Genomic DNA, 14,690 nt, shown 5'->3' on the forward strand with positions numbered 1-14,690 from the left:
ATGTCTTTTTAATGAATCCTGCCGCTCTGCGGTATAATACCCCCAGGGGAATTCGAATCCCCGTCGCCTCCGTGAAAGGGAGGTGTCCTAGGCCTCTAGACGATGGGGGCAGGTAGTTCGTGCTTTGTTGAGGTCGTCTTGGCGTTTTTGTCGCTTTCCCTCAGCACCTTTTATATATTAACCAGGTCGCCTAGTATTGTCAACCCTTTTTTCAAAAAAAATTTAGAGATTTTAGAATAAGTGCTACAAAGTCTTGCATAGCAAGGGTTTCACGGTTTATTTTTTTAATTTAGCCCCGATTCGGCCATGACGGGGGTTCAATCACGAGATGGGACCTGATGAATCTCCCATCCCAGGGCATCCCGATCGGGGTTATTCCTGGAGACAGTACCGTTGGAGAATGCGAATGCAGTTGGCGATCGCCCCTATATGAGCTATCTCATAGCCGTGGGTATTCTGGGTGGGAAAGCCCAAACAGGCGGCCCGGGCGACATGGCCCAATTTCATGGCGATGGAGGCATCACTGCCAAATCCGCTAATCGTTGCCAGTTGCAAGGCGACTGCCCCTTGTTCTGCCGCCTGCCGAATTTCCCGATTCAACCCTTCATCGTAAATCCCATATCCATCCTGAGACAGCAACACGGGCACTTCCCCCTCGGCGATCGGATATTCCGGGGCCACCGGACAAATTTCTAAAGCAATTAAAGCATCCAACTGTTGGCGGTTGGTAAAATACAAGGCCCCTACTGCCCCGACTTCTTCCTTCGCCGATGCCACCCAATAAATATCCCCCGGAGGATTCTTAACGGTTTCCGCTAGGGCTAACAAAATGGCCACCGATGCTTTATTGTCCAGGGTGTAACTGGCGATATAATCCCCCATGCGAATGGGTTTTTTACGATGTTTGCCCACCACCATTCGGGTTCCTGGGCGTACTCCTGCCTCTGCTAATGCTTCCGGAGTGCATTTGGTTTCCACCCAAACATCTTCCCAATTGAGGGGTTTATCTTTCTGGAATGCCTGTTGGGGGGATTCGTGGGAGATGTGACGGGACCCAAAACTGAGGATGCCACTGACAACCTGGCGATCGCCTAACAAATCCACCACCCCCTCCCCATAAATCCAAGGGAACGAACCCCCCAATTTGCGAACTTGCACTCGTCCCGTGGGTTCGATAGTTTTGACGATCGCCCCGATTTCATCCTTATGTGCCGTAATCGCCAGGGACTTCCCCCCTGGGCGTCCCGGAGTTTTGGCAATCACATTTCCTGCGGCATCCTGCCACACCTCCACCCCAATTTCCTGAAATCGATTCAATAACCAGCGATCGATTTCCCCCTCATCCCCACTGGGTGAATGATGCAACACTAAGGTTTCAATGGTTTCAAATAAGCGATCGTACTCTAACAGTGACATGATTAAGCTCACAGATGCATTTAAACTGGATAATTGTAGCGAGCAAGATGCTCGCACTCCAAGGGATTGATGATTTTCTACTCTCTTTAGGGAGATAGGGAACCGCTTATTTTCCTGTAACATCGAGTCCTTAAATGTAGAGGCGATTCGCGAATCGCCTCTACATTTAAGGTGGGCCCTCCAAAAATGCGTCAGTCCTGCCTAGACTTTCCCCACCTATTTTCCTCCAGTTACAGCTCACTCTTGAAAAGTTGGTTTCCCGAAAACTTAGGGTAAATTGGGATTGAGATCCGCCCCAGAATAGCCCGTAAAGATCCATAAAATGGAACGCAAGCAGTCGCGAAAAACTCGTTTGGGGGACTCCGGGGGAAATCCCACAGAAGGTACGGCTATCGGGGTGACGATCATCCCGCGACTGCCAAACACGAAAAAGGCGATCGCCCAGGACCGGCGAATATGATAATCCGACGTGATTAAATAGACATGGCGCAGACCCCGGGCGACCAACTCAGCACGCATCTCGGTAAAATTTTTCACTGTATCGGTCGATCGCACTTCAAAATACAGTTGGGATTCCGGGACTCCCGCGTTCTGGAAAATCTGACGATAGCCCGGATTATCCACCCCAACTCCCGACAGCCAGATATCTAAATCGGTCTGCTGCTGCCAAAACTGGGCTGCAAAGGTCATCCGATGGGGATGTCCTCCTAAAACGACGATCGCTTCAGGAAGCGGGACGAACAGGCGGGCGATCGCAATGTGCACGGGAATCCATCCCACCAAAATCACCAGTACCGTAGTGAGGAATAACCTCCAAAATTTTTGACCGACTGATAAACGCTGGCTCACTTTTATCCTAAACCGTTCCAAGGTATCTATCTCAGAAAGAGGGTAATTCTCCTCCGTCAATTTCATCTGTTCGGGCATTTTGAGAGTACCCCAGATGCGCTCCTATACCGCCTTTACGGTGCCACGGGAGTGGAATTTTTCATGGCATCCGGGACCGTTAGTCCTTCTCCGGGTACCCCAAAGAACCACAAGGCGGCAGCCGCTTCAGCCCGCGTTACCTCTTTTTTGGGTTGAAATAAGGTGGTATAACCAAAAGCACGACGAATATTTGAGCGATCGCCATTCTGATAATCGGCATACACCGCCCGCAATGCATTGGGGTCAATTTTACCGGCATCTTGGAACCCCCAGCTTTCCTTAATTGCATCCACGGATGCGCTGGGTAAATTCCTCCGCATATCTAACGGCACTTTCCACACCAGCAATTGTTCTCGGGTGACAATGGCATCGGGACGAAATGTAGTCGCGCTAGTATCCCCACTCAAGGCACTGGGAATAATTCCCGCTTCCGCCAATCCTTGAATCACGGCGAAATCGGGATGATTAGAGTTCACGTCGGAAAAGGCTGGGTTAGCGGTGGTAGGTGCTAATCGGACTTGTTTTCCCGGTTGGTTGGCATAGATTTTATTATTGACTTCTAACAACCATCGGGCAAATTGCTTGCGAGTAATCCCTTGGTTGAGATCCACGGTAGATGCTGTGGCATTGGCGCTGGTATTCCCGGAGGGTTGGGCGATCGCAATGCCAACGTTTTCTAAGTCGCGCAGATAGGGGCGCAACTGTTCCGGAACCTGTTCTATTGCCGTGGGGGTGACGGGTGTTGCCGAGGGTTCCGACGGGGGTTGAGATACCGGGGTGGCAGTTTCAATGGCGATCGTATTGGGGGGTTGATCTGCGGAGGTTTCTCCGCTGGTTTCAGCGGGATTGGAGCGCACGTAACTAATCAGAAATTCTACCCGCTCTGGAGGAGTTTCCCCCATCTCGATTTGCGGTTCGACGTCAATATTCACCAGCAAATCCAGTCCTTGACGCGCTATTAAACTCGGCTGGAGTCCAGTTTGATTCAGTTGGGGGACGATTTCCCAATTCGGCTGATTAAACTGTTGTTCATAAAAGTCCAGCACTTGTTCGGCAGTGTCGGAAGTTTGCCAGAGGGTTAAAACCCCCGCATCCGCTTCTGTGGATTCGGGAGTCTCATTTGGGGCGATCGTCCGGATAAATTCGGCATTGGGATAGGGGGGAATGGTTTCCGGGAAATCCTGGGGAAGTTCAGAGGAACCTTCCACTCCCTCCAAGGCGGGACCCGGAGGCGGTGGCGGTTCCCCCGGAATCTCCCCATTCTCTTCCAGGACCGGATCCGCAGCAAAGGTCCGTTCTAAGGTTTCGCTATTCGGACTGTTGGCACAGGCACTCAATCCGATCAGTAGGGCGATCGCCGTCAGGGATACCGATACAGGTTTTAAGAACATCACGGTTCAATAGGAGAAAAAATATACGCTATTTTAACCCTAACGTAGTTTCCCAAAATTGAAGGGGGGCGATCGCGACGGACTCAGGGGGAGAATTACCCGACGCTAACCCATTCCCTTTACAGTCTCGGGGTCAAATGTCTGCGAATGGCAAAACTTAGGAGTCTGCCTGGAACACTTGACTTTTTCAGAACCGGCAACCGAATATATCGTCCCGTTACTAAACGCCCGATGCCTTTTAGACGTGCCTTGAGTCGGACTCCCCGCAACTTTAAACTCCCCTCCTGATTTTCGGCAGCATACATCGGTAAAAAGGCTAGTTTTCCATAAAGAACGTCCGCACGATGGCTGGAACTGAGTTGATTTTGACGATGTTCGGGATTGGGACGTCCCCCATGTTCTCCATAATTACGAAATGGAACGTAATTCTTAAAGTTGTGTTGGCGCAGAAACGCATCAATTCTGGAATCCCAAGCGGAGTAATTCTTCGGCCCAATTTCATCGGTGATTCGATCCACCAGTTGTATTAAATACTCAGCGCTATGATTCGTGATGATATAAGCCACCATTGCAGTAGAAAATCCATCAGCATAGCCTTCTTGAGAAACGCTATAAATTTGAGGCGCACAGGTATAAAGCCACGCAATTCCCAAGTCGGTGCGATCGCCAGGAAAAGATAACGGCAGTTGTCCCAATCCCTGCACCGGCACAAAATCTGCTTCGACAATTAAGGTAGGTTGCGATTCATTCAAGGCTCTTTCCCAGGCTGAACGATGATTAAGCAGACAGCGATAACTCGGGGAAAAGTCCTGCATCGCTGGATTTTCTGCCTGTCGCACCACTTCCGGGGTTAACCCTTCCTCGCGCAATGTCTTCTCCAGCAAATCCGTCGGTTCTTTGTACGCAATAATCAAAACCTTGCCAATGCGATCGCCCAGTCGATTGGGACTATTCTGCTGTTCCATCGTTTTGCCAATAGGTTGACCTTTATAGTTTACCTTGGAATCGAGATGCTCTTGCTCCTATCTTGGCGCGATGTTTTGGGGAAATATCGCCCAATTTTCCGCCCCATTCCTCATGGTTTTGTCCGTCTTGTAGGAGAGTCTCAATTACCGAGTGAGATTTTCAATCGCCTCGATCGCATCTTGGTATTTTGCAGCCAATCCTTGTTGTTGATACAGTTGCGCCGCTTGTCGAAAATCCGCCCGGGCTGATTGTGAGTCCCCCATCCGTTGGTAAGTCAGCCCCCGATTATAATAGGCTTCTCCTAAGCTGGGATTAAACCGAATGGCTTGGGTATAGTCGGCGATCGCATCGGGAAATTCTTCCAATAACGCATAAGCCACCCCCCGATTCAAGTAGGAATTCGCATCGGTCCGATTGATTTCTAGGGCTTTTGTATAATCCGCGATCGCCCCGCGATAATCTTCCAACCGCCGTCGGGTAATCCCCCGATTATAATAGGCTTGCGCTAAAGTCGGGTCCAGTTCTAAGGCTTTCTCGTAATCCGCAAGGGCGGCTTCACTTTCCCCTATATCGTCATACGCATTTCCCCGAAACACATAAGCAAGGGCATCATTGGCATCGAGTTCAATCACCCGATTAAAATCTTCGATACTTCCGGGATAATCCCCACTCCGGGCGCGACTTTGCCCTCGTCTTCTATAAAAGGTGGGGTTATCCGGTGACAGTTCGATCGCCCGGTTATAATCTCGAAGCGCTCTCTGAAACTGCCTCAGTTCCGTCTGTGCCTCTGCCCTGAGCATATACGCATCGGCATCATCCGGATTCTCCTCAATCACCCGATTCAAATCGGCGATCGCTGCCTGATATTCTCGCAAGTATAAATAATCTAAAGCCCGTAACCCATGAATTTGAGTATTTTCAGGCTGGATTTCCAGCACTTGCGTAAAATCTTCCACTGCCCCCACATAGTCCTCACTCCGGTGACGGGCAATTCCTCGGGCTGTATAAGCCTCCACCAATGTCGGATCTAACTCGATCGCCCGAGTCAAATCGGCGATCGCTCCCTCGTAGTCTTCCGCCTCCAATTTCTGCACCCCCTCCGTCAGGAAATCTTCAGGGCGAGTTTGGGCAACTGCCTCCGGGACCGCCAAAATTGGCAAAATTCCCGGACCTCCCATCAGGGCGATCGTCAGTCCCAAAGCAGGAAAAGCAGCATTTAGAGTTCGGTTCATCACGATTTTAAGAGAGACTGCAACCCTTCCACAAGTCGCTCACAGTGAGCCTTTTCGTGAGTTGCCATCACCGTCACCCGAATCCGACTGGTTGGGACCGTCGGGGGACGCACAGCACCCACTAAAATACCGGCAGCTTTCAGTCCCTCTCCCACGGCTAAAACCGTTTGAGCATCAGGGACTTGCAAACACAGAATCGGGGACTCTGAGGGCAGTAACCGCGATGCCACCGAGGGTACACTCTCTGCCAGCAACTGTTTAAGGTACTTGACATTTTGCCACAATTTCGCCCGTCGTTGCGGTTCCTGATTCACAATGGCGATCGCCCCTAACCCCGCTGCCGTATCTGCCGGGGAAAGTCCCGTGGTATAAATCCAACTCCCCGCCCGATTTCGCAAAAAATCAACTAACGCCGCACTTCCTGCCACATATCCCCCCAAACTCCCTAACGCCTTACTTAGAGTTCCCATCTGAATCAACCCGCGCCCCGTACATCCCAAATATTCCACCACCCCCGCACCCGTTTCTCCGAACACCCCAGTTCCATGCGCCTCATCCACTAACAGCATACAGCCATAAGTTTCCGCTACCTCCAATATCTCCGGCAAAGCACATAAATCCCCATCCATACTAAACACCGTATCGGTCAAAATCAAACAGCGCCGATAAGCATTTCGATGGGATTCCAACAACAATTTCAACCCCTCCACATCCCCATGTTCATACTCTAAAACTGTCGCACCACTCAAAATTGCACCATTTTTCAAACTCGCATGATTATATTGGTCCGACAGAATTAAATCCCGCTTTCCCACCAAAGCCGAAATCGCCCCCAAATTCGCTAAATAACCCGAACTAAACACAATCGCATCCTCCGTTTGTTTCAGGGATGCCACTGCCCGTTCCAACTCCCCATGAATCGGACGATGCCCCGTAATCAACCGCGAACCCGTCGCCCCCGTCCCATACAATTGAGTTGCTTCTATTGACCCAGCAATCACCCGACTATCCCCCGCCAAACCCAGATAATCATTACTCGCAAAATTAATCAACTCTTGCCCATCTATCCGGACAACCGCACCCGGAAGACCCCTAATTTCTTGCACCGAACGATACCAATTCGCCCGATGAATCGTCCTGAGCGATTCTTCTATCCAACCATAAGGATTTGTTGACATCATTCATCCAATTCAAACAACAATACACCCCCACAACCCTCGTTCCTAGGCAGAGCCTAGGAATGCCCAATTGGAGGCTCTGCCTCCTCCCAAAAACCCCAAAACCCGCCCCCAATTCTCGTTCCTAGGCTCTGCCTAGGAATGCTCAATTGGAGGCTCTGCCTCCTGTTTCATTCATCCAAATTAACTACAACCCATTACCCTCTCCCGGTTCATCCGGTGGAGATTGCTGTTCCGCCTTCCCCGCCTTCCCCCGTTCCGGATAAACTCTATCCACTAACCCCATTTCAAACGCCACATCCGGCAATTGTCCCACCGGATAAAGTCCTGGATACAAGACACCCGTGCTAGTGAAACAAGGCTGCTTCAGTTCAACAATCTCAGTAGCCGCAAAAATATCCCGAGACATTCGCCGTTCAATTCCCATCAATTTTCTCCCCAATTTATAGAAAAAATTAACTATTTATGACAGTTAGATTTAAGAGCAATCTACTCCTTAAAATCCTTCAGAGTCCTGTCGTAATCAATAGCCTGCATCCTCCTATCAGCGCAGCTTACTCACCAGCCGTCGCCAGCACCTCCCGATAAAGCTTTGGACTAATCCTTTTCCCACCGGCAATCAGAGCATCTAATAATTCTTTCACATTTAGAATCAATCCCCTATCTTTGGCAAATAACAGTGTGCCGATTGTCCCTGTTACCGGGATATCACGAGACTGCGCCACTCGTCGCCCATCTAAATCATCAATTAAAACCCAGGTAACATCCAATTCCTCAGCCAGAATAATTGCAGCAGCCTCTCCTAAATCAATACCTGTTGATGCTTGTAGGGCAGAGATTTTATGAGAATCCCTGACAGAACGTACCTCAATCCAATCCACTAAAGGCACTTGAGTGGCGGCTGGATGCGTACCTGTGGTTAGTTCATCATACACTTCTTGCGGAATAATGATTTTCCCAAACAAATCAGGCAGTAAATTTAACCGTCCAATTTTCGCTAATTCACTGAGGGGGGTTGTATTTGAAACCACTATCATTTCTGTTCCTGCTCAAAACTCCGCTTGAGTGCCTCAACTTCACGTTCCAACTCCTCCCTGGTTTGCATTGGAAATGGAGAAATATCATACAAACTCATCAACTCAATCACCTCCAAACGAGGAATTCCCAGAAGTCTGGCAGCACGTCCACTACTGATATCCGCGTGTTTGAGGAGAGTCATTACATAGGCTTCTTTGGCTTTACGTTCGGCTTCTACCCGGTGAATTTCCGGTAATTCTGGCAGGATTTCCAAGGTGAATTTGACCTCGGTTTTAGGATGGGGGTTCTCCATAAGTTGAACATCTCCTCAATGGGCTAAGGTTCTTCTAAAACATTATAAATCAGTTCAGCCGCCAGTTCTAACATATCCCGTTTCGTGAGTGCCTCCAAATCCACCGTGGCGATCGCTCTCACATCCTGGGGCGATCGCACAGCCGGTGCAGCAAACGCGCGTTTCTGAGATTTACCACCCTCCGGCAACGCCCAAGAATCGTAGAATGAATCGATCGCCTGACCATACACTGCCGCTAATGCCGGTAATTCCCGTTCCGCATCCACCTTGCGCTTGCCATTTTCAATCGAGGACATCGCTTGTTGGCTGAGACTCACCCCATAGCGAATCTCTAGCTGTTCGATCACCTGTTCCTGAGTCAACCCGAGAGACTCGCGGGTAGCCTTGAGACGCTTGCCGAGGGAGAAGGCCATATCAGAAAATCATGTAAACTACACGAAAGTCTTACATTCTCCAGAGTCCCGGGAGTATCCGATAAAACTGTGCAATTCCAATAATCATGTATGGCCCCCGGAGGAGCCACTCAGAACCGCTACGAATTGAGGAAAACTTGATGCAGGAGGGCGATCGCCAAATGAAATTTCTCCTCCGGGGTCAGAGACTGTAAATCACCCCCAGACACCGAGGGAGCCTCCACTACTGCGGGGAGAGTCCAGGACTGGTAAAACGAATCGATCGCCTGACCATATACTGCCGCTAATGCCGGTAATTCCCGTTCCGCATCAATCTTCCGCTTCCCATGTTCAATACAGGAGAGCGCCTGTTGACTCATCGTGACACCATAGCAGTCTTTAAGCTGTTCGATAACCTGTTCCTGAGTTAAACCAAGTCGTTGCCGGGTGGCACGCAGCCGATGACCGAGGGAAAACTCCATGTAATTTATCAAAAATTCATGTATTTACACGAATATTATATATTTCTGCCAGAGAAAATTCAAGGGTTTTCCCAAATATTAGAAAATCAAATTGACTTAGGATATTGAGATAAAGAGGGGGAGTTTCCTAGAGCAAACAGAGGACCGCCCGGGTTGAAAAAGGGAAGTGGGTCCAGAGGGCAATGGGAGTCAACCTCATCCCGCTTGAACGAACTTTCTGGATAAGTAAGCCCGGAAAATTACCATCGCAGAGGTTGTGGCTTATCGAACATTGACCCGTCTGAATGGGGTAAAATAGAAGCAATAAATGCTGCCCCTAGTGAAGCAATAGGAGACGATGATGCAACTCGAAGATTACTTCAACTTTTTGGCTCCGAATGATATCCGGCTGAAAGGCTCACGGATTGGAATAGAAACAATTTTATACGACTATATTTATCGCGATCGCACCCCGGAAGAAATCGCCAAAATTTACACATCCCTGACTTTAGAACAAGTTTATGCCACCATTTTGTATTATTTACATAATCAAGAATCTGTCAGTCAATATATAGCCGATTGGCTGGAGTGGGGACATCAGCAACGACAAGCCCAAGCCCGGAACCCCCATCCCGCAGCAGCCCGACTCCAGAAACTCCGAGAACAACAAAAAGCCGAGAAAAAGGGTTATGAACCTCAAGTATCTCATGGATGAAAATGTCGATCCGGTTTATGCAGCACAATTGCGACGCCAGCGATCGGATCTCATCGTTTGGACTGTAGGAGAACCGAATACTCCCAACAGAGGTACATTAGATCCAGAGATTTTGTGATGGTGTGAAAAACAGGGTTTTATTTTAGTCACAAATAACCGCCGTTCCATGCCGGTTCATTTAAGAGATCACCTTGCCGATGGCGGTCATATTCCGGGTATTTTTATCCTAAATCCTACCCTAAGCATCGGGAACACGATTGAAGAGTTAATATTGATTGCCGAAGGGTCATTGGAGGATGAATATCGTAACCAAATTATTCACCTACCCCTCGTTGGAATATAGCAGTCTGAATCCCAGTTGATTGACAACCCAGATCGGCACATCCTCCAGCCAAAAACCAAGGGCTGCATTTTGTCTTAGAACCCGGGTACAGTCTGAAATTCAGAAGTCCAGAAGCCGGGTTTCTGACCCCGATTGCGGCAGATTGTCATCAATTTTTGACAGAAACCCGGTTTCTCAGTTTTGTACCAGAGCCCCTAAGTGGTTTTCAGTTTTGCAAACACCCATTCCTGAGTGCAATCAAGTCGTTTCGCGATCGCACCCCCTGACATAGAGGATAGTTGATGATAGATATCAGAAAAATGGGTGTTCACCGGAAGAAATGATAAATTTTGTAAAGAGAGGTTGAAAACTCCGCTCAAATACTCAATAATTAGATTGACTTCTAATAATCAGGTAAAATTGGGAGGCAATACAGAGAATAGAGGGACTCCCAAGAGCGGGGTTTTTGAAAGCAGACGGGATACCAGCGTTTTATAGCTGGGTTCATGGCTAACATAGGCGATCGGCTGCTTATCATTCTTGTCGGAGGCGGAAATCTACGAAAAATGTGGACTCCGCGCCCCTAAACCCCGGTATAGCCAAGAAATTAAGCGTGTCTTCTGACGAAGGATTTTCTGCAATGAATACAAACAACCCAAACCAAGGGAATAATCACAGCCATCAACCCCGATCGCCGGAAAATATAGCGCAAGAGGTTGAAAAAGACCAATCGTATTACGATCTCTATGAAGATGAAGAAGACTTGCTACCCTATCCCCCAGGCGAAGCTTACGATGCCTATTGCGAAAATCCCACATATAATAATGCCATAGAGGCAGCAGAAGAAATTTGGGGGATTCCCGATCCGAGGCTAATTGGCTTAGATTAAACCCCGTCACTAACGAGAGGAAAATTGTAAACTCCCGTAGCCAACATCCAGGAATAGTGAGCATTACAGGACTTTAACAAAGCTCTAAGGCTTGTAACCTGGGTACTGTGTAAAGCGCGCGCTTGTCCTTGGCAATCGGTTTCGCTAGACATATTTACTTGACATTTTGCTCGCTTTCTTAATGACCAATTCATTTAAACTCGCTCCATTCAAAATATAAAGGAACATGAACATCACCCTCTCAGCTACTTTTCCCAATCAATCTTCATTACAAGATTTTGTAAACAGGCTTAAATTTAACTTTTCTGATTATAAATTTACCGAAAATATTGATTCATATGACCAAGGGGATGAGATTATTTTAGAAATAAAAAACGTGCCGAAAGAATTAGAAAAGAACATTCAAGAGATTGTGATGAACTGTGGAGGCAGGAATAGGGTCGGATAAATTACATCTAGCTTTTTAAGCATAGTCCAGTTATCGCTGACGAACGGAATACCCTTTTTGAGAGCCTGCGGCCCAACCAATCACCGAGGGTTTTCCTAATCGATATACATGGCTCCAGTAAACTATTTGATAAGACCTACCGTAAACTTAAATTATGTTTGATGTAGAACTAGCCTGGAATAAACCCGCCAAAACTTGGAATCAATCGACTGATCATGTATTAAGGGTACAAATTCGTCCCCAATCGAATACAGTAGGATTGCCCTTAAGGATGGCGATCGCCTTAGATACTAGCAGTTCCATGCAAGGGGAAAAACTAACAGCAGCCAAAGAAACCTGCTGTTCTGTTGTGGCTCAATTGCGCAAGATAGATCGCCTAGAGTTGGCTAGTTTCTCGACTCAAGTACAGCCTCTGCTCAAATCTCTTGCTGGGGGTTCAGAAGCCTTAGATGCTGCAAATACAGCCATCACGAAGCTGCAAGCGTCTGGCGTCACTCGTACAGATATGGCATTAGAGTGGATCCAGAAGACTTTACCAGAGGAAAAAGGCGTTGTTCGTGTAGGAATTTTGATTACCGATGGTCACGCCACAACTTCTCAAGGAGCTATTCTCAGTGATGTGACTGCCTTGCTGGATCAATCTGCTGAACTGAGCAAATCAGGGATTTTAATTTATCCAGTAGGTTTGGGAAATGCGAGTAACTTTAACAACGTCTTTCTGATTGATTTAGGTAATCGAGGACAAGGGGAGTTTATCTATGCCGAAACTCCATCAGAACTCCAGCCTAAGTTAAGAGAAAGGCTAACCGCAAGCCAAGCGATCGCCATTGATGATGCCCAGATTCAATTTACTCCCAAATCTGAAGTTACCCTCAAAGCCTTCTGTCGATTCAGACCTGATTACTTGCCATTAGAAGAAACAGCCAAGGGAAGGCTAAATATTGGCGTGATTCGGACCGATACTCCAACGGATATACTGGTCAAAGTGGAAATCCCCAAATTAGGTGTCGGGGAATCTTTAGGTAGCCGTGAGTTGCTGCAAGTTGAGTTAACCGCTACCAATTTATCTAAGGTCAGTGGAAAAGCCTCTATTCTTTACACTAAATCGGCCACAGAAGCGGAACAGCTTAACAATGATGTAGACAACAACCGCAAGCTTTGGGAAATTAAGGAGAATATGAACAGCTTGATTCGAGAAAACGATCCCAAACGGACGAGGCAGTTATTGGATCGACTAGAAATAGATACCTTACAAGATGGGTTAAGCGAACTGGCGGAACAAGTTGCTCAATTAAAAAACGACCTGGAAAAAACTGGTAAAGTGGATGAAGGTCGCAAGACGAGAGCTTGGGAAAACGTCCAAAAATCGTAATAGCAGACATAGTAATTAAAGATGTCAGATAAGCAAGTGAGCCAGCTAAGGTTGGTTTATGATCAGAAAACCAACAAGGGCCAAGTACGAAAAGTTAACGAAGACGCTAAGTTTGTCAAGCCTTGGCCCGATAAATCAGCGCTTTTAGCCGTTGTTGCTGATGGAATGGGGGGACAACGAGGAGGGAAAGAGGCGGCTAAAATTGCCATTGATACTTTCAAAGAACTATTAAAGCAGCCTTTACCTGCAACACCAGAAGAACGCTATCATTTCCTCTTGCAGGGTTTTCATGCTGCTGACCAAGCAATTCGAGAGCAAGCATCGCAAGACTTTGGCTTGATGAAAATGGGGGCGACAGTTGTGGCCGCTATTATTACACAGAGTGAATGTTTACATCTGTATGCTGGAGACTGTCGTTTCTATCATTTTAGTGGTGATACTTCCCCTTATGTAACATCGGACCATACACCCATCAGCGTCCTCTTGAAACTAGGCGAAATTACTCCGGAAGAATCGGTTAATCACCCTATGCGTTCTGTTGTCATGTCCTGTTTAGGCGGTGGGGAAAAAGCTAAATTATCAGTTGACCCTAAATGGAATGATCCTAACTCCCCTGTTCTTCGAGAATTGCATCCTGGGGATGTGTTAGTTTTATGCAGTGACGGCTTGCATGGAGAAATGAGTGATTCTGAGTTGCAAGATTTTGTTAAAATTTCTAAAAAATCTCCAGCACAGCTAACCCAAAGTTGTGTAGATTACGCATTGAAACAAGGAGGTAAAGATAACATCAGTATGGTTGCTATTGTAGTTCAGGAGGAAGATAAATTATGAACGGAATATGGGGATTACTAAGAGGACAGAAAATTGACAACTATAGGCTAGAAGAAATATTGGGGGTAGGAGGAGAAGGATGCGTTTTTCGCGCCAACCAGATTATAGGAGACCATATACTAACACAACAATATGCTCTAAAACTTCGACCCACTGATACAGAAAACTTTTATCGGGGTTTTCAGGAACTAGATGCGGCAACTAGGCTAAGTCACCCTAACATATTACGTGCTTCACATGTAGGTGAAGGGAAAATAAACAATCACCAGTTTTTGTATCTGGTGATGGATCTGGCAAACGGAACGTTACACGATCGCGTAAGCCCAAATTCTCCTTTATCCAAAACAGAAGTGTTAGAGATAGTCAAAAGTCTAGCCTCAGCACTGGAGTATATGCACGGTCAGACGCCTCCTATTGTACATCGAGATTTGAAGCCCGGAAATGTAATGCGAATGGGCGAAGAGTGGAAAATCGGCGATTTTGGTATAGCGCGGGAGACAAATTCCCAAGGAGTTCGTCTTACCCGTGCAATGGGTACTAGAGAATATGCTCCACCTGAATCTTACAAAGGAATTATTTCATTACCTTGGGATTTATGGTCTTTAGGTGTGATGATTATAGAAATGCTTACTGGAAAATTGCCATTTAATACGGATACAGAGCAAGTTTTACAGGCCGAAATTACAGAAGCTGATGGGATTAAATTAGCTAAAAATCTGCCTGCACCTTTTGATGAAATTGTGCGGGGGTGTTTGAGTAAAGACCCGAAACAGCGTTGGACAGCAACGCAAGTATTAGACGTACTCTCTATTGAACCCCC

Annotated in this window: 18 protein-coding genes and 1 tRNA gene; 7 read left to right on the forward strand and 12 right to left on the reverse strand. The window is 47.4% G+C overall.

The genetic code is table 11. The features are described 5' to 3' along the window. Nucleotides 1–37: 37 nt before the first annotated feature. The 12 genes from NG833_RS03060 to NG833_RS03115 form a co-directional block, all read right to left on the reverse strand. Nucleotides 38–110 (reverse strand) — tRNA-Glu (locus NG833_RS03060). Nucleotides 111–372: 262 nt separating this feature from the next. Next, nucleotides 373–1,416 (reverse strand): M42 family metallopeptidase, encoded by a 1,044-nt coding sequence (locus NG833_RS03065; RefSeq protein WP_254563859.1) that lies wholly within the window; start codon nt 1,414–1,416, stop codon nt 373–375. A gap of 267 nt (nt 1,417–1,683) precedes the next feature. After that, the gene (locus NG833_RS03070; protein WP_254563860.1) at nt 1,684–2,265 is read right to left on the reverse strand and encodes a YdcF family protein; all 582 of its coding nucleotides are present in this window, start codon (nt 2,263–2,265) and stop codon (nt 1,684–1,686) included. Between the two features lie 113 nt (nt 2,266–2,378). Beyond that, nucleotides 2,379–3,734 carry an S-layer homology domain-containing protein gene (locus NG833_RS03075; protein WP_254563861.1) on the reverse strand — a complete coding sequence of 452 codons (1,356 nt, stop codon included), beginning with the start codon at nt 3,732–3,734 and terminating at the stop codon, nt 2,379–2,381. Between the two features lie 119 nt (nt 3,735–3,853). Further along, a complete protein-coding gene (locus tag NG833_RS03080; protein ID WP_254563862.1) occupies nt 3,854–4,699 on the reverse strand; it encodes an LPS biosynthesis glycosyltransferase in 846 nt (281 codons plus the stop codon). A 144-nt stretch (nt 4,700–4,843) separates the two neighbouring features. Then, complete coding sequence (locus NG833_RS03085; RefSeq protein WP_254563863.1) at nt 4,844–5,932, reverse strand: tetratricopeptide repeat protein; 1,089 nt, start codon at nt 5,930–5,932, stop codon at nt 4,844–4,846. Further along, nucleotides 5,932–7,110, reverse strand: a complete 1,179-nt coding sequence (gene bioF, locus NG833_RS03090) for an 8-amino-7-oxononanoate synthase (protein ID WP_254563876.1) — start codon at nt 7,108–7,110, stop codon at nt 5,932–5,934. The genes NG833_RS03085 and bioF overlap by 1 nt, the downstream gene beginning before the upstream one ends. Nucleotides 7,111–7,297: 187 nt before the next feature. Then, nucleotides 7,298–7,537: a hypothetical protein gene (locus NG833_RS03095; protein WP_254563864.1), complete on the reverse strand. Its 240-nt coding sequence runs from the start codon at nt 7,535–7,537 to the stop codon at nt 7,298–7,300. A 127-nt stretch (nt 7,538–7,664) separates the two neighbouring features. After that, nucleotides 7,665–8,147, reverse strand: a complete 483-nt coding sequence (locus tag NG833_RS03100; protein ID WP_254563865.1) for a DUF3368 domain-containing protein — start codon at nt 8,145–8,147, stop codon at nt 7,665–7,667. Further along, a complete protein-coding gene (locus NG833_RS03105; protein ID WP_254563866.1) occupies nt 8,144–8,440 on the reverse strand; it encodes a UPF0175 family protein in 297 nt (98 codons plus the stop codon). The genes NG833_RS03100 and NG833_RS03105 overlap by 4 nt, the downstream gene beginning before the upstream one ends. A gap of 23 nt (nt 8,441–8,463) precedes the next feature. Beyond that, nucleotides 8,464–8,853 carry a helix-turn-helix transcriptional regulator gene (locus tag NG833_RS03110; protein WP_254563867.1) on the reverse strand — a complete coding sequence of 130 codons (390 nt, stop codon included), beginning with the start codon at nt 8,851–8,853 and terminating at the stop codon, nt 8,464–8,466. Nucleotides 8,854–8,972: 119 nt separating this feature from the next. Beyond that, entirely contained in the window at nt 8,973–9,326 is a 354-nt protein-coding gene (locus NG833_RS03115) for a helix-turn-helix domain-containing protein (RefSeq protein WP_232251413.1), read from the reverse strand. 328 nt (nt 9,327–9,654) lie between these two features. Here NG833_RS03115 and NG833_RS03120 point away from each other — a divergent pair, with 328 nt between their 5' ends. The 7 genes from NG833_RS03120 to NG833_RS03150 all read left to right on the forward strand — a co-directional run. Next, nucleotides 9,655–10,008, forward strand: a complete 354-nt coding sequence (locus tag NG833_RS03120; RefSeq protein WP_254563877.1) for a DUF433 domain-containing protein — start codon at nt 9,655–9,657, stop codon at nt 10,006–10,008. Beyond that, nucleotides 9,983–10,126 (forward strand): hypothetical protein, encoded by a 144-nt coding sequence (locus tag NG833_RS03125; RefSeq protein WP_254563868.1) that lies wholly within the window; start codon nt 9,983–9,985, stop codon nt 10,124–10,126. Before NG833_RS03120 ends, NG833_RS03125 begins: the two co-directional genes overlap by 26 nt. 844 nt (nt 10,127–10,970) lie before the next feature. Continuing rightward, nucleotides 10,971–11,219: a hypothetical protein gene (locus NG833_RS03130; RefSeq protein ID WP_254563869.1), complete on the forward strand. Its 249-nt coding sequence runs from the start codon at nt 10,971–10,973 to the stop codon at nt 11,217–11,219. A 226-nt stretch (nt 11,220–11,445) separates the two neighbouring features. Next, nucleotides 11,446–11,667 (forward strand): hypothetical protein, encoded by a 222-nt coding sequence (locus NG833_RS03135; RefSeq protein WP_254563870.1) that lies wholly within the window; start codon nt 11,446–11,448, stop codon nt 11,665–11,667. A gap of 154 nt (nt 11,668–11,821) precedes the next feature. Beyond that, entirely contained in the window at nt 11,822–13,039 is a 1,218-nt protein-coding gene (locus tag NG833_RS03140) for a VWA domain-containing protein (protein WP_254563871.1), read from the forward strand. A 21-nt stretch (nt 13,040–13,060) separates the two neighbouring features. Further along, nucleotides 13,061–13,870 carry a PP2C family serine/threonine-protein phosphatase gene (locus NG833_RS03145; RefSeq protein ID WP_254563872.1) on the forward strand — a complete coding sequence of 270 codons (810 nt, stop codon included), beginning with the start codon at nt 13,061–13,063 and terminating at the stop codon, nt 13,868–13,870. Further along, nucleotides 13,867–14,690, forward strand: an 824-nt coding sequence (locus tag NG833_RS03150) for a serine/threonine-protein kinase (RefSeq protein ID WP_254563873.1), incomplete at its 3' end; no start/stop codon positions are given. The genes NG833_RS03145 and NG833_RS03150, both read left to right, overlap by 4 nt.

It is taken from the genome of Oscillatoria sp. HE19RPO (assembly GCF_024220515.1).
Classification (GTDB): domain Bacteria; phylum Cyanobacteriota; class Cyanobacteriia; order Cyanobacteriales; family Laspinemataceae; genus Laspinema.